We start from the raw sequence: 20,286 nt of genomic DNA, 5'->3' as shown, positions 1-20,286 counted from the left end.
GCTACCTCACTTCTTCCGGCTTAGTAGTCATCTTCTGATAAAGAATTGTATCTTTCGGAAACTTATCAAGGAAAGGTACAATGGTATTTCCAAAGAATAAGAGTCCCTCACCCTCATTAGAGTTAGTTACATATCTAAGCTGAGGAAGTGAGATTTTAAGTTTTCTTGCTAAGATTTCTCTATCTCCCGAAGCCTGATTTAGCATTAAGACAAAGTCCGTATTATCAAAGATATTTTCTATCTCCTTACTCATAAGCAGGTCTTTGACATTTTGCGTGATACCTGTCGGGATACCTCCCCATTTTCTAAAACGCTTCCAAATCTCTACCGAGTATGAAGCTGTCTGCTCATCTTTTAACAGCAAGTGAAACTCGTCGATATAGTATCTTGTAGCCTTGTTTCCTCTGTTTTGCGATACCTTGTTCCACACCTGATCCTGAATGACAAGCATACCGATTTTCTTTAGCTGACTTCCAAGCTCCTTAATATCAAAGCAAAGGAGCTTCTTATTTAAGCCCACATTTGACCTGTGATTAAAGACATTTAGTGAGCCTGATACATAGATTTCCATCTCCGTTGCCAGCTTCTTACCGACCTTTTCTTCCTGCCCTTTTAACATATCGTATAGGTCTTGAAGAATCGGCATATTACAAGGCTCCGGATTTTCAAAATACTTTTCATAGATTTTAGGAAGGCACCTATCAATAACCGACTTTTCTTCTGCTGTAAGTCCGCTGCCACCGACTACAAGTTCAAGCATAGACATAATAAAGTTTGCCTTGTCTTTCAGCGGTGCATCTCCATCGCCATAGTTCATGTTTATATCAAGGGGATTTAAGTAGTCTTTTGACTTACTGCTGACCTTAATGACTTCTCCCTTAAACTGCCTTACAAGGTTTCCATACTCTCCTTCCGGATCGCAGATGATAACATCATCGTCAGTTACCAAGATGGCATTTGCCATTTCACGCTTTGCTGAAAACGACTTACCACTTCCGGGAGTTCCAAGAATTAAGCCATTTGGGTTCTTTAATTTCTTTCGATCCGCCATAATCAAGTTATGACTCAGGGCATTTAAACCGTAATACAAGCTGTTTGATGAGTTGATAAACAGCTCCTCTGTGGTAAAAGGCATAAAGACCGCTGTTGATGAACTTGTCAGTCCTCTATCTATTTCAATCTTGTTTACCCCAAGAGGCAGCACACTGATAAGTCCCTGTTCCTGCGTATGATCAAGTCTTTTCAATTTACAGTTATGCTTATTGGCAATGGAGCTTATCTGAGAAATGGTGTTATCGAGCTTTTGCACTGTCCTTGCAAAGTTCATAAAAACAATACTTACAACAAACATACGCTCATCTCTTGTCTGTAAATCTTTTAAAAGACTTTTTACATCTTCTCCGTAAGTAATTAAATCACTTGGAAGAATGTCCATGTCATAGCCTGACCGTACCGCCTTCTTGTTTTCCTCAATTCGCATCTTATCAATATCGGTGTTTTTTCTTTTTACCATCTTAATGGCTTCCGACTGGTCGATTGCCTTAATATGAAAAGAGATATTGATGTTATCATCAATATCCAAAAACTCCGATAGCATACGGTCTGAAAGCTCACTTGCAAGGATTTGAAAATGACTTGCTGCTCCGATAAACTTCCCAAACTTGAAATACCTGCTTGGCATAAAGTTAAATTCATCAGGCACGATATATGTTTTGGTACTTTCCTTTTTCTTCAGGTCTTTGTAGGAAAACTCAAAGGTCTTATTCGGATTTAATATATCGTGAAGAATCTTTAGCCTTTCCTCTCCTGTAAGACTTTCAGCTCTTACCCCCATGCTTTTGAGATTAGATAATATATCTATCTCCAGTCTTTCAAGTTTTGATGTTGCCTGCTCTAAATTATCCGCTTCTACTGTAAAGGTTACATACTTTGATTTTTTCAATCCGTTATTTCCCTTTACAATCTGACTTTTTAGCATCTCTCTAAACTCAAGTCGTATATCGTCAAATCCGTCCCCTTTATCCGGTATCTGAATTGCCGATTTCATTTCTTCGTTTCGTCCAAGCTGATTGATGTAGGAAAACTCAATCGCTATGCTTGGATCAAAGGAATTTAGAAAGTTTGCAAACTGATTAAAAATCAAATCCCTATCTTCATCTAAAGCAAGCTGATAGTTAATGTCCTGAAAGGCTATGCTCTTGCTGAAATGTTTTTCGTCAAGCTGGCATATCCCGCTTTTTAAAAGTCTTAGATAGGGAATGGTATCTTCTACCGTATAGCGTTTTTGTTCTTTCTTAAAGATAAGGTCAAATAGTCCGCTCTTTTCTTTTTTTGCCTTTCCCTTACTTTGCTTTAAGTCCTTTCTCTCCCTTTTTAATGCTTTTTTGTTTTCTTCTAACTTTAGCTGCTGAATTTTTCTTTTCTTGTTCAAGGTAAACCTCCTTTCTCACTCTCTTTTTTGGCTGATAAAACTTATGAAGATAAATATGCTTAAAATATTTCTCAAAGGTCAGTCCGTCCTTTTCAAAAAGTGTGATGAAAAAGATAGGAAGCGTTGACACAATCAGAAATATGACGGCTATATCATTTGGCACTACCTTTCTCATAAATAAATAGACAGGTATTCCAACAAGTCCTGCAATGGTAAATCCGATGAGTTGCCTTTTTGTAAGGTTAAATGCCACCTTTGTCTTTACCTTCTTTAAGTCTTTTGGGATTGGTACATATGCCATAGCTTACCTCCCATCTTCTTTGTCCTTTGACAGCTCCTCAAAGTGTTCATATACAGAGCCGATTTCATCTCGAATAATTGCAAGCTGTTCATCTGTATTCTTGTTATATCTTTGCTGCATTAAACAAAAATCATTGTGGCAGCGACCGATGTCCTCTGTTCTTTCTTCCAATTCTTCTACCTTGTTATAAAGTCTGATTCTGTCAATTACCGCCATAATGCCTGCTCCAATTACTACTGCTGTAAATACTGTTTTTCTTTTATTCATACTGTCTTTCCTTTCTTTTTTAGTGTGCATTTAATACGCTTTTGGCCAGTGTTCCGCTCTTTAGCATCATTAACCCCAGCAAAACCGCATAGCCAAGTATCGTCATGGTACTTGTGTGTATATCTGTTATTTCAATTGTCTTAACTAGTACTGCGTATATTCCAAGACAAACCATTAAAAAGAGTCCTTGTAGACCAAGTGCAAAAAGTCCTTTGATATAGTTTGTTCCAATCTGTCCCCATTCTTTGTTTCCCATCGTAGCAAACGGAATGGCTGATACCGATGAGTAAACATAAATTTCAAACATTCTTCCGTAAACCACAAGCATGATTACAATGGAAATTGCCTCTATGGCAACCTTTATGATTGAGGTTTCAAAGAGAATCATGACAAGCTCCCCAAGCCCCTTATCTTTTAAGGAATCAACCATTGCCACAATCTGATCTCCGGAAACTATGGCAGAGGTGTTTATCACCCCTGCCGCTTTGTTTACAATGTGCTGTGCAACATCAAAGACCGCCATTGAAAACTCAAAGGCATGAGATACAAGCCATACAGCAATCCACATCTTGATGATGTACTTGAAAAATTCAAAGGTATCCGTATCGTGCATATTGTTCTTTTGCATTACCATGTTGATAAGCTCGATACAAAGGACTGCTGTGATGATTAGTCCCGCTATGGGAATAATGACCGAATCGTTAATGCTTTTAATAAAGGCAAATACATCTCCGTTCCACCCCATAGGCGTTTTCCCTACATCTGTTGCAACTGCACCAACCTTGTCGTTGATGTCAAGAAACATGGACTCTAAGTTTGCTTGGATACCGCCCAGTAGAAGCTCTTTAAAGAATTCTTCTATCTTGTCGAATATTCCAAACATCTAAGCTCTCCTTTTCTTCTTACTTGAGTACATTGGCAAGAAGTGGAATCAGCTTAAGTCCGATAAGGACAATACCTCCTCCTGCCATAAGTTGTTTTATCCCCAATTAGGTGTAAAACTCTGCTCGATGGCGGGCGGCGGCGTACAAAAAATCTATATGGTGTTTTTAAGAGAACCGTCCCGGCGGGACAGGTCAGGCAGTGACCTGTTCCACCTCCGGGATGGGTTTGAGATTAAAATGAATTTCGATAGAAATGTGTCTTGTTTTATCTTCGTCAATGCGCTCATGCACGACGATTTCTTTGATTAAGCGGTTAAGGGTGGCTGCGTCCAGCTCTGTGATGTTGGCATATTCCTGAATGGCTTCCACCCATTGTTTTGCGTCATTGGCAAGCTGGACTTCATCGGACAGCCGCTTTCTGCCCTCGGACACTTTTGCTTTAAGCTCCGTCTGCTCGGTCTGTGTCTTTTCCAGCATGGTGTTGAAGTTCTGCTCACTGATACGCCCGGCAATCATATCCTCATACAGCCGCATGATCATTTTGTCCAGAACCTCAATCCGTTCCTCGTCCCTTGTAAGGGAGCGTTCCATTGCTTCCCGCTGTTCCCGCTGCTCTGCTTCACAGGTATTGGTTAGGCGGTCGGCAACCGCTTCTCCGTCCATCAGGGCAGCTCTGGCACATTCCCGGATTTTCCGCAGCACATGGCTGTAAAGGGTGTCATAATCAATCCGGTGCTGGGTGCAGTGGTTCTTTCCAAAGGCATTGTAGGTCTTGCAGGAATAAATCCGCTGGGGATGTTTTGCGTTTGTGTAGCGTACCGTCAGCGACTTCCCACACTCGCCGCATTTTAGCAGTCCGGCAAACAGGCTGATTTCATTGCTCTGCCCCGGACGCTGGCGGGATTTCAGCTTGTTCTGCACAATGTTAAAGCTCATGCGGTCAATCAGCGGTTCATGCTGTCCCTCCACCACAATCCAGTCCTCCGGCTTCTTTTCCCCAATCGTGCCGATTTTGAAACGGTAGTCCTTTTTCTGGGAAGCAATCGCCCCGGTGTAGACGGGATTCATCAAAAGATCTTTGATAACGGAGAAGTCCCACATATACCGCCCGTTTTCCGGGTCTTTCTTTTCCCATTTGGTGCGGGTGTTGCGAAGCCCCCGTTCCCGGTTCCACCATGTGGGGCAGGGGATTTTTTCTTCCTCCAGCCGTCTGCGGATATAGTTCGGACCATGACCGTTCAGGGCATATCCGAAAATCAGCCGCACAATCGGGGCGGTTTCCTCGTCAATGAGCAGATGGTTTTTGTCCTCCGGGTCTTTCCGATACCCAAAGGGGGCAAGACACCCGGTAAACTGTCCTTTCTGCGCTTTCAGAAGATAAGAGGAATGGACTTTCTTGGAAATATCCTTACTGTACATCTCGTTCAGGATATTTTTGAACGGGGCAATGTCGTTGTTATCCCGCAGGGTGTCGATACCGTCATTCATGGCGATATAGCGGACACCGTTTCTTGGGAAAAAGTCCTCAATCAAATGCCCGGTTTGCAGATAGTTACGCCCCAGTCGGCTGAGGTCTTTCGTGATGACAAGGTTGATTTGCCTGCGTTCAATGGCTCTCAACATTCTCTGTAAATCAGGACGCTCCATATTAAGACCTGTGAAGCCATCGTCCTGATAGACTGCCACAACCTCCCATCCCTGCTTTTCGCAGTATTTTTCCAGCATATCACGCTGGTTTGCGATACTGGCACTTTCGCCTTGCAGGTCATCGTCCTTTGACAGCCTGCAATAGACCGCTGCACGATAGCCCCCGGCAAGTACCTTTCCGATTGTTCTGTATTCCATTTCGTTCATCATAGCCATTTACCCGCACAATCCAGACGGTATCTGGCTCTTTTGAACCTCATCTTCATTATACTTCAATTCTTTCTTTTTAGCAAGATATTCTTTTGTATTTATCTTTCCGTATTTCTGGGAAATCAGGCTGACGAACACATCGGTTGCGTCCAGCTCCCCGTCAAACACAGTAGTCACATGAATCTCTGTTTTGTTTTTTGCCATAGGCAGTTATCCTCCATACATGAAAATAGCCAGACAGAGGGTGTCGGCAACGAAGTCCGGCAACGGGCTTCAAAAGACCTTGCAAACAATCTCAATCTGGCGATGGTTACTATTTATACTTTTCTTTTATTTTTCTGTTGTTTTGGTTGTTATAAGGGAGAAAAGCCCGGAAATAAAGGTTTTTCCCCGGCAACCGGCTCGGCAACGGGATAGCAACAGGAGGTGCAACGGGCTGTCCTTTTCAGAATGGAAGCTCCATCTGTTCTGTGACCTCCACAAAACCGTCCATCTTTTTTTCAGACGGGTTGCCGGAGTCCGTTGCCGGGTTTTCACGCTCCCAGCCCTTTTGTCTGCCATATTCTGAAAACATTCTTGGGTTCGGGAAGTACCGCCAGCCGCAAATGCACTGGTTCATAATCTCGTTGATTTCCCGGATTTCCCATTGCTTCGGCTCGTCAAAAGCATGGTTCAAGGCTTCCTTATAGAGCTGCTTGGAGCAGACCATGCTCCCGGTGTACTTATCAAGGTATGCCTGTATCATCCCGGCTTTGGTGTCCTCCGGCATAAAATCCCGCTGGTGTTCTTTGAGATACCGCTGCATGGCGGGGCTGAAAGCCAGCTTGAACCTGCCGCTTTTATAAATCTCCATCGCTTCTGCCCACATCTGCTCGATATAGGCTCTGGAAGCAGCTTCGTCCTCCAAAATGTGAACCTCGGCTTGCTCCGGGTACACCATGACCGGGATAAAGCGGCGGTTGCCGGAACGGTCAAGGGGCAGGAAGTCAAGGGCATTGGAAGTGCCACCAAACACGCACTGACGGGGACGGTCTGCCGGGTGGGTTTCATAGGGTATCTTGTAAACCTCTTTCTGCCGGCTTAAAAATGACTTGATTTCTTCGATGCTCTTGGCGTTGGCGGTTGCCATCATTTCCGACATTTCGATCATCCAGTGACCTTGCAGCTTGCGGTACACATTGTCATCGTCCAGCTTCCGCAAATCATCGGAGAACCACTCGTCCCGGACTGCCAGCAGACGGAAGAAGGTGGACTTGCCAGCCCCCTGACCGCCTACCAGACAGAGCATGATTTCAAATTTGCATCCCGGCTGAAAGGCTCGTGAGATTGCACCCAGCAAGAACAGCTTCAATGCTTCATAGGTGTAATCGTCTGCGTCAGCCCCCAGAAAGTGCCGCAGGCAGAAACGGATTCGCTCTGTCCCGTCCCACACAAGGGAACTTAAATAGTCCCGGATGGGATGGTACTTGTTTTCATTCGCCACAATCCCGATAGCGTTATCAATCTTTTTCTCATTGGTAAGCCCGTAAGTTTCTTCCAGATAAAGAAGCAGATACTTCATGTCCGTATCGTTCAGGGCGGGACTTTCTCTGTGGAAACCGATGGGCTTTATAATATCCTTGCGGTCGGTCAGGATGTTGTAGGCAATAGCCCTGGAAAGCAGCGGGTCACGCTGGAATACGGTCAGGCAGTTCCGTATGCTCTGCCGGACGCCGCCTTTCTCGGTGGTTTCCAGCCCCGCCTTGATTTCCTCAATGCTCTGGGGCGGCTGCATGGCGTTCATGGTGTTTTTTAGTTCTTGCTGCGTCTGCGGCTGCAAGTTCTGCCATTCGCTGTTCAAGCTGTATCACATCCTTTCCGCAGTCCGTAATCAGGGCTGCTTTTTCCTCCGTTTCCCCGAACAGAAGCACATCCAGCAGATATTCCACATGGGATTGCTTCTGTAAGGCTTCCACAAACCGGGGATGAAAGGCTTCCTCCGGGGAGTGTGGGGCGTAGTCCGTTCTCCATGCCATCAGCAGATGGAGATAATCGGCAAGAATACAAAAGCAGCGGTTCTTTGCTTCCTGAAACTGTTCCTCCGGGGATTTCTGCCGGGGCTTGGGCTTTTTCGCCTTTCCCGGTGGCTTCCAGTCCTCATAGGAAAGCCCGAAGTCCTGTGCTATCTGTATAGCGGCTTCTTTCTTTCCCAGCCCATACAGGGCGGCGGTAAAATCAATCACATCCCCGTCAGCACCGCAGCCGAAGCAGTGATAACGCCGATCCAGCTTCATGCTTGGGGTTTTATCATGATGGAACGGGCAGCAAGCCATCCCGTTCCGACCTATACGGATTCCATAATGCTCCGCAGCCTGTCTTGTTGTGACGGACTGCTTCACAGCTTCAAATACATTCAAATCTATCCCTCCTTAAAAAGAAAAAAGCACCTGACATTCTCTGATTGAAAATGGCAAGTGCCTGTTAAAGTTCCATATTTTGTTGTCTGTGTTTCGTCTGTGCCGGGGCGGTTTTTTGGGCTTTTTTCTCGTCTGCCTTATCCTGCAAGGCTTCCTTAATGGGCTGCTTCTTGGGCGGCTCCTTGCTTTCCTCTGTGCCGGGGATGGCTTTCCGTACCCAGTAACGGATGTCCCGCAGCTTCTTCAAATCCTCCTGTACCTCGGTCAGCGGTACTTTCAGATCTGCGATTTCGCTAAGAAGCGTTTCCTGCTCCTGTTGCAGCTCCTTTTTCGTTTTATCCTTATCGTCCGGATGCTTGGCAAGGTAGGCGGCGGCTTTCTCATACCGGGCAACCTCCGGGTGTTCCTGTTTGAATTTCTCCTTTGTTTTCTTGAAAAATATCTTCTGGTACTTCTCATAGACAGGCTTACATTCCTTGCAGTCTGTCCGGCTGGCAAGAATCCCGTCAATCACTTTGCTTCGGGCTTCCTTTGGCTTCATCTGATTGCGGTAATCGGCGGCTGATTTCCCGGAGGATTCCAGAAATGCTTCTAAGTCCTCCACAGTGGAAAGCCCCTTTTGCCGGAGATAGGACAGGGCTTCGCTGACTGCCTTTAAGTCCTGTGAAGTCCCCCGGTTCTGTCCAGCCCTTGTCCAGTCCTTCCGTTCTTCCTTTCGTATCGCCATATACTTCATCAGCAGATTGGGAAGAAGTGTTGCTTCCTCCGCCGCCTTTTGTGCACGCAGCTCTTTCCGTTTTTCGCCCAGCTCGGTAATCCAGCCTTTGAGGTTTTGGATAAGCTGCCGGATGGACTTCATCAGATTGTTGGCAGCTCTGATTTCCCGGTTCAGGTTTCCGATATTCGTCTGGATACCCCGCTTTTCCATCTGCCGGACAGCAGCTCCCTCATGGACAGTAGGGACTATATCAAGCCCCTGTCTGGCATAGGAACGCAAGTCCACACGCTCCGGGCGGTCATTGGCTTCCAGATAGCGGTTCTGGATGACCTCCCATTCATGCCGCCAGATTTCACAATACTTCTGGTCGTTCCAGTCCACCGTATCCTCCTTGTGGCTTTTCCACCTGCCGGACGGGAGCCGGATTCGTTCCCCGTTACCGTCAAGGTCGTAGACTTTCCGGCTCTTGGGAAGCCACCTGCCGGATTCGTCCAACGCCCGCATGGTAAGCAGGATATGGGCGTGTGGGTTGCCCGTCCCCTTGTCGTGAATGGCAAAATCAGCAATCATGCCTTTGGAGACGAACTGCTCCCGGCAATAGTCCCGTATTAGCCCGGCATACTGTTCCGGTGGAAGCTCCCTCGGAATGGCTATGATGAGCCGCCTTGCAAGCTGGGAGTTCCATTGTTTTTCCACGGCCTCGGCAGCATTCCATAGGGTGTTCCGGTCGGTGTACTCCGGCGGTGCATGGGGCGGCAGCATGATTTCTGTGTGGACAATCTCGCTCTTGTGGGAGTAGTATTTCTGTTTCTGGTCGTACTCTGAAAAGAGCCGCTCCCCGCTCTGATAGGCGGCTGACGCAACGGCGGACTGACGGTTGCTACGTTGGACGATTTTGATATCAAAGTGTGGGCATGGCAAGAGTGTCCTCCTTTCTCCCGGTTTCGGGCATGAAAAAAGCAGGGAACCTAAATTAGATTTCCTGCTCGGCGGTGCCGCCGGTGGGCGGCCAATATTCAGTTATAAATGGCTCCCAGATGATACACTGGGGAGCGCTCCAACAGGTACGGGGAAAATATCGCTTATGCGGATTTCATACCCGGAAAGCCTGATGGAATGGGGGCTGTTTCGCCCCTAAACGTAACAGGGAAGTGCTACGCGCTTCGGGTCATGTTGGGGCTGTTGACAAAGTGGTTTTCTAAAAAATCTGTCTTGAAAAAAGTTCAGGAAAAAGTCATTTCTGCCATAAAAACGGCAAAGACCGGGTAGGAAAATCAAACCCTTTTTTCAAAATAGGCTTTTGTCAACGGCTCCATGTTGGCCCGAAGGTGGGTCGGCTCGACAAACTGGCATTTTTATACGGTTTCATCTATTCAAACTATACTTTTCATTCAACTCAAGAATGTAATGACCTAAAATAGTTTTATGAATTATGTCAACAATAATTACAGCATAAGAATTTTTCTGGTTGGTAAAGAGCAAAATATGTTGATATGTGTGTTCATTATTTTCATAAACTGCCTCCACATATTTTTTTGAGAACCCATACTTTGAAATCAAGTTATCTTTCAATAACTGCTTTGCATAGTTCCAAATATTTACCACAGCTTCTGCGCTTTCTGTTACATCATACATTTTAGTTCCCATTGTACACATATATTGAGCTTCGTTTAATTGCTTAACCTCCATTTTTACTCCTGCTTCCTGCAAATTTAGAATATGTCGTTGCCCTCATTATACAATACTCGCCCATATTTGAGAAGTAAAATATCCCGACAAGTCCACAAAAGGGTAGCTGGCGGTAGCCAGCGCAGGGGGAAGTGTAGCGTCCCCTGTGATGATTGACGGCAGCCAGAATGCTGCAGGGAATCATCTGCTCTGCGCCGACCAAAGCGGCAACGGAGACGCCCCCGGCAGGGCGCAACGCACCGCCTTTAGGTGGTGTATAATTGCGCCCTTAGTAAACTAAGGGGTTTCCGGCTTCTTCCGTTCCAGCAGTTTTTTCAATAGTTCCTGCGTGTCCTGCCTGTGAAAAATGAGTTTCAACAACAGCATGACATCATCATCTGTCAGGCGTTCCGGCTCTTGCAGAAAACTTTCCAGCATACCGCCACGGGTACAGAGCCGGTGCGTCCGTTCCTTTCGGGTAAGCTGCTTTAACTGGTGCTGCAATGCCTTTTCATCATTGATGGCTTTCCGCAGTTTCTTTTCGCTTTTCTCCAGCTTCTGGTTTAGCTTTTCCAGCTTTGAGGTATCAGGCAAGGGCAGCGTCCTCCTTTCCCGGCATCAGCACATAAATCCTGTTTGGTTCTCCAACTCCCTGACGCACCCGCATGATAAGTCCGGCGATTTCCAGTTCATTCAAAGAACGCTTGACCGTCATGGGGCTGCGGGACAAGACTGCGGCAATGGCTGTAACAGGGAAGCAGACAAACAGGATTCCGTTCTCGTCCTCCTGCCCTTTGGATAGCATAGCGTCCAGCATCCGGCAATACATGACCTTTGCGGTGCTGCTGACTGGAAATCCTGTCAACGCTCTGGGGAATGGCATACAGGGCGGCAATGGTGTGTCTATCGTCATAAATTCAAAATTCATTCGGTGTGTTCCTCCTTTTTCTTTGCTCGTTTGGATAAATAACGGGGGCAGTCAATCACAACCGCCCGGAAGCTCTGCTTGCACCCATGCTGGCATTTCCGGCATAATTCGTTGTAAGTGACACGCCCCCGGTCATTGAGGTAAAAGGAAAGCTCATGCTTCCTCTTTTTGCTCATTCTCGGCATATTGCGCTTCCTCCCGTTTTCGTGTATAGTTTCGGGGCGATTTTCGGCAAAATTACAGCCATAGAGCCGCCTAAAATCTCCCGAAGCATCAGCGATAGGGTAGACTATCCCCCTATCAGATTGTCGTGTTTCGGTATCATTTCGGTGTCAGTTCGCCAGTTCTCCCCGGTGTCGTTCCTCCCCTGAATCTCACAGCGGCGTATCGCTCCCTTTGGTATGCTCGTTTTGGTAAGGGTTCCTCCATATCCCTGCCAAAAGTCATGGCACTACATCGCCGGGGAAGCATATCCCACACAGGCTGGTCATTCGATTGGAATAATCCATCGATGAACTACCTGTATCATAGAACATTTTTGTGCCCTGTGCCGTATGTCCACAAAGTAGGAATTAAGGGCAAAAATCAAAAATTTCCACGATTGCGGAATTGATATGGTATAATCAATTCAACGGTTATATATGTTGTCAAAAAGGGGGAACTGCTTCAATGAACGGAGCTACTACAATACAGGAACGGCTAAAAGATTTACGATTAAACAAAGGATTAAAACTGGAAGAACTGGCTGAGCAAACGGGTATTTCAAAATCGGCTCTTGGCAGTTATGAAAAAGACGACTATAAGGAAATCAATCATGGCAACCTTATCCTGCTGGCAGATTTTTATGGGGTGTCCCTCGATTATCTCTTTTGCCGGACAGAGAACCGGGCGGAGATCAACACGCCATTAAGGGAGCTGCATTTGAGCGATGAAATGGTGGCACTTCTGAAAAACGGTCGGATTAACAACCGTCTGCTCTGCGAACTTGCCACCCATAAGGACTTTATCAAGTTTCTTGCGGACATTGAGATTTATGTGGATGGGATTGCCACCATGCAGATTCAGAACCTCAACGCCCTTGTCGATACCGTCCGGCATGAAATCATTGAACGGTATCGCCCCGGCGAAGATGACCCCCATTTGAAAGTGCTGCAAGCCGCACATATCAGCGATGATGAATATTTCAGTCACATGGTACGGGATGATCTCAACCTTATTATCCGGGATATTCGGGAAAACCACAAAAAGGACAGTGAGAGTGCGCCCCAGACCACCGTTGCCGATGAACTGAAAGAAAATCTGGAAGCGGTCGAAAATTTCAAGGGCAGCCGGGATGAAAAGCTGGTTGTTCTTTACTGCAAGCAGCTCGGCATCAACTATAAAAATCTGTCAGACGAAGAATTTCGCTGGCTCATTCGGATTCTCAAAAAATCAAAGAAAATGGGAACGCCTATCAGCCAGAGGAAAAAACGATAAAGAAAAACCGCTGTTGCATGGTTTCTTAGTTTCCATGTAACAACGGTTTGTGCTGTGGATATTCAGTTAAAATTCAAAATGGCAAACTTGAAATTATTTAATTCTTTGTGTGCCTAATTGTAATTGTTCAACTTCTATTTTTGCTTTATTGTTATCTTCCTTTTGATGATTTTCTATTTCCGAACTCCGAATAGTCAAAATGATTTCGTCCCCAACCTGTAAATCATCAAGAGTTATATCTACAACATCGTGTGTATCATAATTACAATAAATCATAGGAATTTGAGAACAATCAATAAGACAATTTTCTCCTAAGACACCTTCTTCTCCGCTATCTTTTGTGGTTATGATTTTATTTTTAAATATTTCTCTAACTGAGATTTAATACTTTCCTCTGTTCCTTCCTCTTCAATTTCATCAGCATCATTCGGAAACCTATCGTCTAAATACATTACCATCATGCCATTTAACCACCGATTGTTATAATCTACATCTAAAGCTTTAAATATAAGTTCAAAATCATCAGAAATACACGCAGCCAGATCCTCCACACCAGAAAAGCTCATCACTTTCATATATACTTCTTCACAAATAGATTCTATCAAATCTTTATTTTCAATTTTGTTTTCTAATAAGCTTATCTCCGCATGAATCTCCAACCATTTTCTATCAAATATTTTTTCGTCCCTCACCTCTAAGTATTCATAAAAATCCTCCTCACTATAAAAATCAAGTTCTAAATCTATCAAATTATTCTTGAGGCAAGTATAAAATTGCTCCATCAAAAATCTCTTAGTATTTTTCATATTGTTTCTCCTATATTCACCCTTATAAAATTTTCTTTGTTATTTTTCACTACCATATAAAGTAAACAATTATTCTACCATACCATTATGAATAAATCATCTCATGCAAAACAATTTCTTCTGCCCGGTTGTGAATGTTATTGCAACGCTGCACCCATTCCATTTGTTGGGTTCGCTTCAATTCCTCTGTCACACCCTCGGCGGCTTTCATCTGCTCCATGATGGTATCTAACCGATTCTGTGCCTGTTCGTTCAGGTCAGCAAGGTATGTCCAAAATTCCCCGGTCAAGGTCAATGTGTTCAATCTGACTGGGTGGACTTCTCTTAAATATTCCCGGTGCATCCATCCATACTTTCCAATAGGGCGGTGTTCCTCCGGCAGTTTCAAGTCCGGGATGTAGTAATCTCCAACAAGGATATAATCAATTCCGTTTTCTGTTATTCTTGGTTTTAATTCGCTCATGTTCCTTACCTCCTGTGGAAGCAGGCTCGTCTGGTACTAACTCAATTACATCGGTAATCTCACAATTCAGCGTTTCGCAGATACGGGCTAATGTATCCATGCTGATGTGCTTTCCCTCTTTGCTCATGTTGGCAATCATATTCGTTGTCATACCAGCAGCAAGCCTTAAATCTTCTTTTCTCATATCACGCTCTAACAGTGTATGCCAGAGTGGTTTATAGCTGATGTGCATATTGCTTTCCCGCCTTCCTATCCATACCACCGGGGCGGCTGCCCCGGCAGGAACTTTTCTCTTATTATAGCACCAATCTTGTGAAATCACAATTTATTCTTGTGGACTGCCGCTGATACCGTCTGGATTGTGCTTTTCCTTTCTTTTTGTTCCCTTTAATTAGCCATCAACTGCTTAATACCTTGAGATTTTGCACCTGGATTGTCATTGCCATATCCTTCCATCAGGTTGATAACACCCCATGCTCCAAGTCCTGCACCTACTGCCATTACCAAAATCTTTAATACATTAACTGCCTGTGTAAAAAATTCCATAATTTATTCCTCCTCGCTTTCTTCTTTCTTTTCAATCTTGTTATATGACTTAACTACAAAGTTTTTGTAAGTCTTTCCCTCTTTTTCACGCTTCTTAAAGTAACCAAAGATATGAATCAAATCGCCTTTTTCAAAGTCCTTTGCTTTCTCCGATTTTTCTCCATAGGCTGCACAATTGATGTACTCCTTGCCTTTACCGTACTTCTTTACAAGCGTAAAGTTTACAACTTCTACTTCTTCACCCTCTTTTTCAAAACTTGAGAAAGTAGGTTCTGCCACTAAGTTGGCGTTGATGTTAATCATTTCTTGCTTCATTAAAAATTTCTCCTTTTCATTTCAATAAAAAAACGACTGGAGTTTTTCTTTTCCAATCGCTGATACTCTTACTATTTAGTTTTCGTTTAAGTGGGATTTCTGATCCTTATCATCTTGCCTCCTGATTTTGAATAAAAAAACAGCAAATCTTTTTAAGACTTACTGCATTCTTGTAATAACCGTCTCTCTATTTAATTTTGCTTTTCCTTTTCGCTTCATATAGCTTTCTATGTCAAACAAATTTTTCTTATTATAATCCTCCAGTAGCTTATAGTTCTTATGCTTTGTAATATCGAATTTATCTGATAGAAAAGGTCTGACACCACGAAGCTGAAAAATACATTTACCGCCATCCATGACTGTAATTTCATCTTGGCTCATAAGCTCTTTGCCACAATGTCAAGTGATGAATTCAAAAAAGACAAGCACTATCCAAAGAAAAACTTCTTTTATGGTATCTGCCTATTTTGTTTTCGATAGTTTTAGCTGTGATACATTTAATTTAGGGTGCAAAAAAGCAGGAGACCTTTTCGGATCTCCTGCTTAGTAGAGCTGTGAATATTTAATTGTGGTTGGGTTGCCAGTTATACAAACTGGGGTTGTGTAAATATCAAATACTTGTTATTTTTAGTGCACAATTAAGTTCTTCTGCTTTTAGCAAGGCATGATTGAAAATTGTAATAAAATCCTCACCGTCACTTGTAACAAAATAATTTGATAAATCGGTTATATCATCGCTGATATTTGTTCCCCACGGTGGCTGGGCAGATAGATTTTTTATATTCCATATTACTTTATTTGGAGAATATTTTGCTAATCCTTGCTTCATCTGTTCCAATTCATTGATAGCTTCAGGAATACGGGAACTATTTAATTCACCTAAATACAATTCGTTCATAATGACTGGAAATTTAGTTCCCCATTTTTTATTTTCCAAATTATAAGCAACCGTTGAAAAAAATGAAAATAAAAAATCTTCACTTCCTATTTGAAACCAATAATACTTCACTTTAAACCCAACCATAACACTTTCTCCCAATACATCTGTGACATTTCAATTACACAACTTCTAATTTTTGTTTTTTACTTAACTTTAGTGTAGCTCTCCATACTAAAAGTTTCTAAATCAAACACTACCGCAGCAACACTGTCCTCATTTTCTTCAATAAGCCATAAGCGAGTCCATAAGGTTTGGTCGTTCATATTGGTAGCAGTTTTATCCTCACCATCGGTAATGATTTTTTCGGGATCTAATTTTGTTACAAAAATGTTTTCAGGTTTAAGACCTGGCAGGCTGCTCTTAAGTTCCTCCTCTGTTAGTCCTGCTATATCCATTGCTTCAGCACCTTTATAATACTCAACATCTCCGTACCAGTAGTTATCGTTAACATTCTCGATGGATTTTAACCACATAAACTTATCGTCAACGAATTTATAACCAGCACCAGAGCCGGTATCTATTTCCCATGTTCCTTGTATCAGTGCATTATCATCGTTATTATCTTTGCTGTCAGTAGTACCGGCGCAAGCGGTAAGCCCCAATAGTGTAAAACAGATAATCAGAATAGCTGCTGCAATTCTAAAAAAACCATTTTTGCGGTATTTAATCATATTCATATCATAGTTCATAGGTAACCCCCAAGTTAAATTCTCTTTATTTTTGTAAGCCTTTCTCCATTGAAAAATGAAGAAAATATTTTATTCCCGTTCCCGTCTACTCCGTTTTTTCTTTCGGGAATCTGGCGGCGGAGAGAAGGTCTGAATGTAATCCTGCCGGATCAGCGTCACATCCTGAGAAAGAAAAGCAGCGACACGGTCCTGTTCGGAAGTTTGCTCTGGGAAAAAAGACGCAAATTTCTGTGCCAGCTGTTCTTCTTTTTCATACAGTTTAAGTGTGCCTTCGTATCCAATCAATTCTTTCAGCACAGCAGTAAACTCCTTGTACCGGTCCCCTCGAATATCCAGATCGACTGTCGCTTTGGCAGTCATGCCGTTCAGGTAAAGTACCTTCAAGGAAGTATGGTTTCTGAACCGATTCATTGTGAACCATAAAGCCAGCTTTTTTGAGAGCAGCTTACCGCCAATCAGCATCCAGTTCTGGCTTTGGTATATTTCCAGATACTTTTTCATGCCCTCATCTTCAAACTCTATTGGTTCAAAATGTTCTCCATCCAGCAGTAGCTCCAGCTGATTTTTGCTGAGAATCTGATTCAGTACCGGTATGTTCCGGTAAGGCGCGCAGATATAGCGTCTCATTTTCTGAAACAGCGCCACAACCAGAACTGCTGTACCAAGTAAAAACAAGAAAAGCTCTCCGTCCATTTCGATTTTTCCAGTTGCCGTTACCCAGATGCCACGCAGAACCAGCACGACGCCAAAGCCCCACAGCCCGAAAATCAGCAGCTTTTTCAGCGGATGAAAATGAATCCATTCAATGATCTGTACCTGTTGTTTGCCGCTCATAGGTTCATCACGCAAAAGTCGGCGGGCGATCCACTGATTCAACAGTTGTGGAGTCCATGCAACTCCAAATAGAAAAACTGCAATACCGGCATAAAGGGCAATCCCGATCCAACCAATATCCAGATAAGACTCCAAAAGCAGTAAAAGGATAATTGGCAAAATCATAGTAAGAAAAAACGGTAAAAATGATTTTTTGCGTCCCTTCTGGAGATTGAGGTCATTGAGCGCAGAAGTAATACACAGGGCAAAAATCATCACAGCCGATATCCCGCCAGACACCCAGTTTTTAAGGTCGCCAAAACGCATCACATGCTCGACTCTGTGCATATTCGGAAATTTCCCGGTAATACCTGCATAGAGGCAAAATCCCAAATAAGCCAAAGTCAAAAGTGCCCCTGCCAGCTTCAAAATTGTTTTTCCTGAAAGTTTTCGTTTCTCCATCTTCGTCGTTTTCCTATAAAATCACGGTTCCTGTGTCAATTTATCCTTCTGTATCCCAAACAAAGCTATCTACCATGTCCCTGGCGGCCTGTTCCGTGGTTTCTGATCCGCTGAAATTTGTAAGCTGGATCAGGCAGAACCCGTAATCCCTTACAATATAGTATTGCGTGGTGACAATATCGCCCTCGTCGATGGTAAAGATATAAAGCAGATCTCCCTGCTCGGTATAGGTTCCATCCCCGTTCAGTTGAGCTTCAATACCATCCAGCTGCATCAAAATCTGTTGGACGATCGCATCCCGGAACTGCTCATGCTCCTCCAGACTATATTTGTTCTTTCCTACATGGATGGATATGTTGTCCGGCTTTTCATCATTTTCGTGACCTTCCTCTATGTAGAAAATCTGCGAATCAGTAGAATGCTTCTCAGATTTCTCCCATCCCTCCGGGACGGTATAACTTCCGGGAATCGCATGATCTTCAGATGATATTTCGGTTTCGGAAGAAGAGGGTTTCTGCCGATCCGCCACAGATTCATCAGAGGGAGATTGTGGCGATGAAGCCCCATTTTTGCCGCATCCAGCAAGGAGCAACACCATAGTTAATAACACAATTAAGATTTTTTTCATACTCTGATTCCTCTCACTTTATAATACTGGTTATCCGAGTTTGGAAACAATCTGGCAGAACATCTCAACATTTTCTTTCTGCCCCTGAATATCAGAGCCAATCGCATTGTTCATCAAAGAAATTTTCATTTTTTCTTTTCCAAAATGCAGCATTACGACTTTTCTTCCGGGCAGCAGCCCACCCTTGACTTCTGCCTTTGTTATGCTGCTTAAGGGCAGAGAAAGCCGGTTTTCAATTTTTGAGACATTGACGGAATTTACAATGACCATATTCAGGTGTTTCTCGGTAACTCCCAGATAGCAGTAAGCATTGCTCAGTGCGCCTAATGCAGCGGCAGCACCCCCCGTCAGTGTAGAAAGTCCTCCAATCAGTGCATAGGTATCAGCTCCGGCCATGATGACCGCCCATAACTTGCACTGATAGGCTTCGTTTTCCTTCAAAATGGCTTCCAGCATTTCATTTTTATCTTTTTCATTCATTGTAAGCATAATTGTTCCTCCTAATTATTGTTTTAAGTTGAGAACGCCGGATGCAATCCTTTGATAGATGCACCCGGCGTTCAAAAGCATTAGTCTGCTTTCAAATTTTTGTCCAGGATCACCAGTTCGCCGTTGCGTTCAATGATACCAGGCTGAACCACGACGATTTTCAGACCTTCCTGCAATTCCAGATACTGTGAAGCATAACCCCAAACCTTGACCTGATCGCCTTCCTCAAGCTCAATGGCAGTGCTTACAGTACCATCTTCATTCAAAATCTGGTTAGCAATACAGTAGAGCTGGCCGGTTGTATCCTCTGCGATGTAGAGAGACACATCCGAAGCGAGCGGCGTTCCGGCAATAGATTTATATTCACCGACTTCTTCGCCCCAAATAGTACCTTCACTGTAAAATCCAACGACCATATTTTCTTCATATCCCTCGATGATCGCATTGAAATCCTGAGCATACGGCTCCATCTCGGCTTTTGTAGTATCCTTGTAAGCGGCAATCTTTTCATTAGATGCCTGTTCTTTTACCTCTTGCGGCTGATAATCCTTGTATTCAAAAACATTGTCCGAAGCAAGCGTGATTGCTGTGTAGTCATCATCCAGAATGACTTTATAAACAGCAATTTCATCATCATCAACAGTACGATTGATGTCGATATTTCCTGCGGAATTCAGTTTATATCCGTCTACACCTTCCAGCGCCTTTTGTAAAGCTGCGTTGGACATCGCACAGTTGATCCCATTGAGCGTTACAAAGAAATCAGGATTTGGTTGATCCTTATCGGCAGAGTATTCCAGTTCTACCACCGTTCCGCCCTCAGCAGGCTTGCATGGCTCTGTCCCGGCATTTACGATTGCAACATCTATTTCCTGATCGTCTTTGGAAAGTTCCCCATAAATACGCTCGCCGGGTTGCAGAGAAACCTCTGCTGCATCATATTCTTCCGTTTCCAAACTCCATCCGGCTTGTATCAGCTGGGAAGTTTCCAAAGGAAGCGTATAGTAAGTACCATCCAGTACGAACTCAGGTGTCCCGTCATTTTTCAGCTGAGACAGAATGGCCTCATCCGTACAGCCTTTATCGCTGCCCGCAGCTGCCGGAGCTGATGTCTGAGGTTTTGAGCCGCATCCGGCCAGCATACTGCATACCAGCACACATCCTGTCAGTAAAGCAATCCATTGTTTTTTCATAAGCGTAAATCCTTTT

At 43.9% G+C, this 20,286-nt stretch carries 26 protein-coding genes and 2 pseudogenes; 2 read left to right on the top strand and 26 right to left on the bottom strand.

Annotated features, from left to right (window positions below):
• Position 1: 1 nt before the first annotated feature.
• The 7 genes from BUC22_RS11630 to BUC22_RS11600 all read right to left on the bottom strand — a co-directional run bounded on the left by BUC22_RS11630 (position 2) and on the right by BUC22_RS11600 (position 5,944).
• A complete protein-coding gene (locus tag BUC22_RS11630) occupies positions 2-2,431 on the bottom strand; it encodes a VirB4-like conjugal transfer ATPase, CD1110 family (protein WP_073382949.1) in 2,430 nt (809 codons plus the stop codon).
• On the bottom strand, positions 2,343-2,732 hold the full coding sequence (locus BUC22_RS11625; protein ID WP_000332200.1) for a PrgI family protein: 390 nt from the start codon (positions 2,730-2,732) through the stop codon (positions 2,343-2,345). Before BUC22_RS11625 ends, BUC22_RS11630 begins: the two co-directional genes overlap by 89 nt.
• A 3-nt stretch (positions 2,733-2,735) precedes the next feature.
• On the bottom strand, positions 2,736-2,999 hold the full coding sequence (locus BUC22_RS11620) for a conjugal transfer protein (RefSeq protein WP_073382945.1): 264 nt from the start codon (positions 2,997-2,999) through the stop codon (positions 2,736-2,738).
• Positions 3,000-3,018: 19 nt separating this feature from the next.
• Positions 3,019-3,882, bottom strand: a complete 864-nt coding sequence (locus BUC22_RS11615) for a VirB6/TrbL-like conjugal transfer protein, CD1112 family (RefSeq protein WP_073382942.1) — start codon at positions 3,880-3,882, stop codon at positions 3,019-3,021.
• A 19-nt stretch (positions 3,883-3,901) separates the two neighbouring features.
• Entirely contained in the window at positions 3,902-3,970 is a 69-nt protein-coding gene (locus BUC22_RS11610; RefSeq protein WP_425323659.1) for a Maff2 family mobile element protein, read from the bottom strand.
• A gap of 105 nt (positions 3,971-4,075) precedes the next feature.
• Positions 4,076-5,746 (bottom strand): recombinase family protein, encoded by a 1,671-nt coding sequence (locus BUC22_RS11605; RefSeq protein WP_033118361.1) that lies wholly within the window; start codon positions 5,744-5,746, stop codon positions 4,076-4,078.
• Positions 5,747-5,944, bottom strand: a complete 198-nt coding sequence (locus BUC22_RS11600; RefSeq protein WP_033118360.1) for a hypothetical protein — start codon at positions 5,942-5,944, stop codon at positions 5,747-5,749.
• Between BUC22_RS11600 and BUC22_RS22545 the strand changes: the two genes are divergently transcribed.
• Positions 5,918-6,157 carry a hypothetical protein gene (locus BUC22_RS22545; RefSeq protein WP_021682886.1) on the top strand — a complete coding sequence of 80 codons (240 nt, stop codon included), beginning with the start codon at positions 5,918-5,920 and terminating at the stop codon, positions 6,155-6,157. The genes BUC22_RS11600 and BUC22_RS22545 overlap by 27 nt on opposite strands.
• Positions 6,158-6,185: 28 nt before the next feature.
• Here BUC22_RS22545 and BUC22_RS11590 read toward each other — a convergent pair whose 3' ends face one another.
• The 7 genes from BUC22_RS11590 to BUC22_RS11560 form a co-directional block, all read right to left on the bottom strand.
• A complete protein-coding gene (locus BUC22_RS11590; protein ID WP_073382937.1) occupies positions 6,186-7,523 on the bottom strand; it encodes a virulence-associated E family protein in 1,338 nt (445 codons plus the stop codon).
• Complete coding sequence (locus BUC22_RS11585; protein ID WP_002596510.1) at positions 7,492-8,136, bottom strand: CHC2 zinc finger domain-containing protein; 645 nt, start codon at positions 8,134-8,136, stop codon at positions 7,492-7,494. The genes BUC22_RS11590 and BUC22_RS11585 overlap by 32 nt, the downstream gene beginning before the upstream one ends.
• Positions 8,137-8,200: 64 nt before the next feature.
• Complete coding sequence (gene mobQ / locus BUC22_RS11580; RefSeq protein ID WP_073382935.1) at positions 8,201-9,775, bottom strand: MobQ family relaxase; 1,575 nt, start codon at positions 9,773-9,775, stop codon at positions 8,201-8,203.
• Positions 9,776-10,219: 444 nt separating this feature from the next.
• Complete coding sequence (locus BUC22_RS11575) at positions 10,220-10,543, bottom strand: hypothetical protein (protein ID WP_002596481.1); 324 nt, start codon at positions 10,541-10,543, stop codon at positions 10,220-10,222.
• A 276-nt stretch (positions 10,544-10,819) separates the two neighbouring features.
• Positions 10,820-11,116 carry a DUF3847 domain-containing protein gene (locus BUC22_RS11570; protein ID WP_003500114.1) on the bottom strand — a complete coding sequence of 99 codons (297 nt, stop codon included), beginning with the start codon at positions 11,114-11,116 and terminating at the stop codon, positions 10,820-10,822.
• Positions 11,109-11,450: a DeoR family transcriptional regulator gene (locus tag BUC22_RS11565; protein ID WP_003500115.1), complete on the bottom strand. Its 342-nt coding sequence runs from the start codon at positions 11,448-11,450 to the stop codon at positions 11,109-11,111. Before BUC22_RS11565 ends, BUC22_RS11570 begins: the two co-directional genes overlap by 8 nt.
• Positions 11,447-11,635: a hypothetical protein gene (locus tag BUC22_RS11560; RefSeq protein WP_002304353.1), complete on the bottom strand. Its 189-nt coding sequence runs from the start codon at positions 11,633-11,635 to the stop codon at positions 11,447-11,449. Before BUC22_RS11560 ends, BUC22_RS11565 begins: the two co-directional genes overlap by 4 nt.
• Positions 11,636-12,119: 484 nt before the next feature.
• Between BUC22_RS11560 and BUC22_RS11555 the strand changes: the two genes are divergently transcribed.
• Entirely contained in the window at positions 12,120-12,926 is an 807-nt protein-coding gene (locus BUC22_RS11555) for a helix-turn-helix transcriptional regulator (protein WP_073382932.1), read from the top strand.
• 344 nt (positions 12,927-13,270) lie between these two features.
• On the opposite strand, the gene BUC22_RS11545 is transcribed toward BUC22_RS11555, so the two are convergent.
• The 12 genes and pseudogenes from BUC22_RS11545 to BUC22_RS11490 form a co-directional block, all read right to left on the bottom strand.
• Complete coding sequence (locus tag BUC22_RS11545; protein WP_073382930.1) at positions 13,271-13,732, bottom strand: hypothetical protein; 462 nt, start codon at positions 13,730-13,732, stop codon at positions 13,271-13,273.
• A gap of 85 nt (positions 13,733-13,817) precedes the next feature.
• Positions 13,818-14,195 (bottom strand): TnpV protein, encoded by a 378-nt coding sequence (locus BUC22_RS11540; RefSeq protein WP_073382928.1) that lies wholly within the window; start codon positions 14,193-14,195, stop codon positions 13,818-13,820.
• On the bottom strand, positions 14,155-14,517 hold the full coding sequence (locus BUC22_RS11535; RefSeq protein ID WP_321540993.1) for a helix-turn-helix domain-containing protein: 363 nt from the start codon (positions 14,515-14,517) through the stop codon (positions 14,155-14,157). Before BUC22_RS11535 ends, BUC22_RS11540 begins: the two co-directional genes overlap by 41 nt.
• A gap of 71 nt (positions 14,518-14,588) precedes the next feature.
• Positions 14,589-14,741, bottom strand: a pseudogene (locus BUC22_RS11530) (Maff2 family mobile element protein); the annotation flags it as partial.
• Between the two features lie 3 nt (positions 14,742-14,744).
• Positions 14,745-15,056 carry a single-stranded DNA-binding protein gene (locus BUC22_RS11525; protein ID WP_073382921.1) on the bottom strand — a complete coding sequence of 104 codons (312 nt, stop codon included), beginning with the start codon at positions 15,054-15,056 and terminating at the stop codon, positions 14,745-14,747.
• Positions 15,057-15,215: 159 nt separating this feature from the next.
• A pseudogene (locus tag BUC22_RS11520) lies at positions 15,216-15,449 on the bottom strand (VirD4-like conjugal transfer protein, CD1115 family); the annotation flags it as partial.
• Positions 15,450-15,666: 217 nt separating this feature from the next.
• The gene (locus BUC22_RS11515; protein ID WP_006775153.1) at positions 15,667-16,080 is read right to left on the bottom strand and encodes an immunity 70 family protein; all 414 of its coding nucleotides are present in this window, start codon (positions 16,078-16,080) and stop codon (positions 15,667-15,669) included.
• A gap of 59 nt (positions 16,081-16,139) precedes the next feature.
• Positions 16,140-16,685, bottom strand: a complete 546-nt coding sequence (locus tag BUC22_RS11510; RefSeq protein ID WP_006775152.1) for a hypothetical protein — start codon at positions 16,683-16,685, stop codon at positions 16,140-16,142.
• A gap of 69 nt (positions 16,686-16,754) precedes the next feature.
• Positions 16,755-17,960 carry a hypothetical protein gene (locus BUC22_RS11505; protein WP_073382919.1) on the bottom strand — a complete coding sequence of 402 codons (1,206 nt, stop codon included), beginning with the start codon at positions 17,958-17,960 and terminating at the stop codon, positions 16,755-16,757.
• Positions 17,961-18,000: 40 nt separating this feature from the next.
• Positions 18,001-18,588 carry a hypothetical protein gene (locus BUC22_RS11500; RefSeq protein ID WP_073382916.1) on the bottom strand — a complete coding sequence of 196 codons (588 nt, stop codon included), beginning with the start codon at positions 18,586-18,588 and terminating at the stop codon, positions 18,001-18,003.
• Positions 18,589-18,618: 30 nt separating this feature from the next.
• Positions 18,619-19,077, bottom strand: a complete 459-nt coding sequence (locus BUC22_RS11495; RefSeq protein WP_002592082.1) for a hypothetical protein — start codon at positions 19,075-19,077, stop codon at positions 18,619-18,621.
• An 80-nt stretch (positions 19,078-19,157) separates the two neighbouring features.
• Entirely contained in the window at positions 19,158-20,270 is a 1,113-nt protein-coding gene (locus BUC22_RS11490) for a hypothetical protein (RefSeq protein WP_004613374.1), read from the bottom strand.
• Between the last annotated feature and the right edge of the window lie 16 nt (positions 20,271-20,286).

Origin of the sequence: Eubacterium callanderi (assembly GCF_900142645.1) — a bacterium.
GTDB lineage: Bacteria > Bacillota > Clostridia > Eubacteriales > Eubacteriaceae > Eubacterium > Eubacterium callanderi.
Note: the sequence above shows the minus strand (reverse complement) of the source record. Positions and strands in the feature narration are given on the sequence as shown.

Bases quoted from the DNA above. Each gene is read 5' to 3' on its own strand.
- BUC22_RS11625 (WP_000332200.1), bottom strand. From the start codon at position 2,732: ATGGCATATGTACCAATCCCAAAAGACTTAAAGAAGGTAAAGACAAAG.
- BUC22_RS11620 (WP_073382945.1), bottom strand. From the start codon at position 2,999: ATGAATAAAAGAAAAACAGTATTTACAGCAGTAGTAATTGGAGCAGGC.
- BUC22_RS11615 (WP_073382942.1), bottom strand. From the start codon at position 3,882: ATGTTTGGAATATTCGACAAGATAGAAGAATTCTTTAAAGAGCTTCTA.
- BUC22_RS11605 (WP_033118361.1), bottom strand. From the start codon at position 5,746: ATGGCTATGATGAACGAAATGGAATACAGAACAATCGGAAAGGTACTT.
- BUC22_RS22545 (WP_021682886.1), top strand. From the start codon at position 5,918: ATGAATCTCTGTTTTGTTTTTTGCCATAGGCAGTTATCCTCCATACAT.
- BUC22_RS11600 (WP_033118360.1), bottom strand. From the start codon at position 5,944: ATGGCAAAAAACAAAACAGAGATTCATGTGACTACTGTGTTTGACGGG.
- BUC22_RS11590 (WP_073382937.1), bottom strand. From the start codon at position 7,523: ATGAACGCCATGCAGCCGCCCCAGAGCATTGAGGAAATCAAGGCGGGG.
- BUC22_RS11575 (WP_002596481.1), bottom strand. From the start codon at position 10,543: ATGGAGGTTAAGCAATTAAACGAAGCTCAATATATGTGTACAATGGGA.
- BUC22_RS11565 (WP_003500115.1), bottom strand. From the start codon at position 11,450: ATGAATTTTGAATTTATGACGATAGACACACCATTGCCGCCCTGTATG.
- BUC22_RS11560 (WP_002304353.1), bottom strand. From the start codon at position 11,635: ATGCCGAGAATGAGCAAAAAGAGGAAGCATGAGCTTTCCTTTTACCTC.
- BUC22_RS11555 (WP_073382932.1), top strand. From the start codon at position 12,120: ATGAACGGAGCTACTACAATACAGGAACGGCTAAAAGATTTACGATTA.
- BUC22_RS11545 (WP_073382930.1), bottom strand. From the start codon at position 13,732: ATGAAAAATACTAAGAGATTTTTGATGGAGCAATTTTATACTTGCCTC.
- BUC22_RS11540 (WP_073382928.1), bottom strand. From the start codon at position 14,195: ATGAGCGAATTAAAACCAAGAATAACAGAAAACGGAATTGATTATATC.
- BUC22_RS11525 (WP_073382921.1), bottom strand. From the start codon at position 15,056: ATGAAGCAAGAAATGATTAACATCAACGCCAACTTAGTGGCAGAACCT.
- BUC22_RS11515 (WP_006775153.1), bottom strand. From the start codon at position 16,080: ATGGTTGGGTTTAAAGTGAAGTATTATTGGTTTCAAATAGGAAGTGAA.
- BUC22_RS11510 (WP_006775152.1), bottom strand. From the start codon at position 16,685: ATGAACTATGATATGAATATGATTAAATACCGCAAAAATGGTTTTTTT.
- BUC22_RS11505 (WP_073382919.1), bottom strand. From the start codon at position 17,960: ATGGAGAAACGAAAACTTTCAGGAAAAACAATTTTGAAGCTGGCAGGG.
- BUC22_RS11500 (WP_073382916.1), bottom strand. From the start codon at position 18,588: ATGAAAAAAATCTTAATTGTGTTATTAACTATGGTGTTGCTCCTTGCT.
- BUC22_RS11495 (WP_002592082.1), bottom strand. From the start codon at position 19,077: ATGCTTACAATGAATGAAAAAGATAAAAATGAAATGCTGGAAGCCATT.
- BUC22_RS11490 (WP_004613374.1), bottom strand. From the start codon at position 20,270: ATGAAAAAACAATGGATTGCTTTACTGACAGGATGTGTGCTGGTATGC.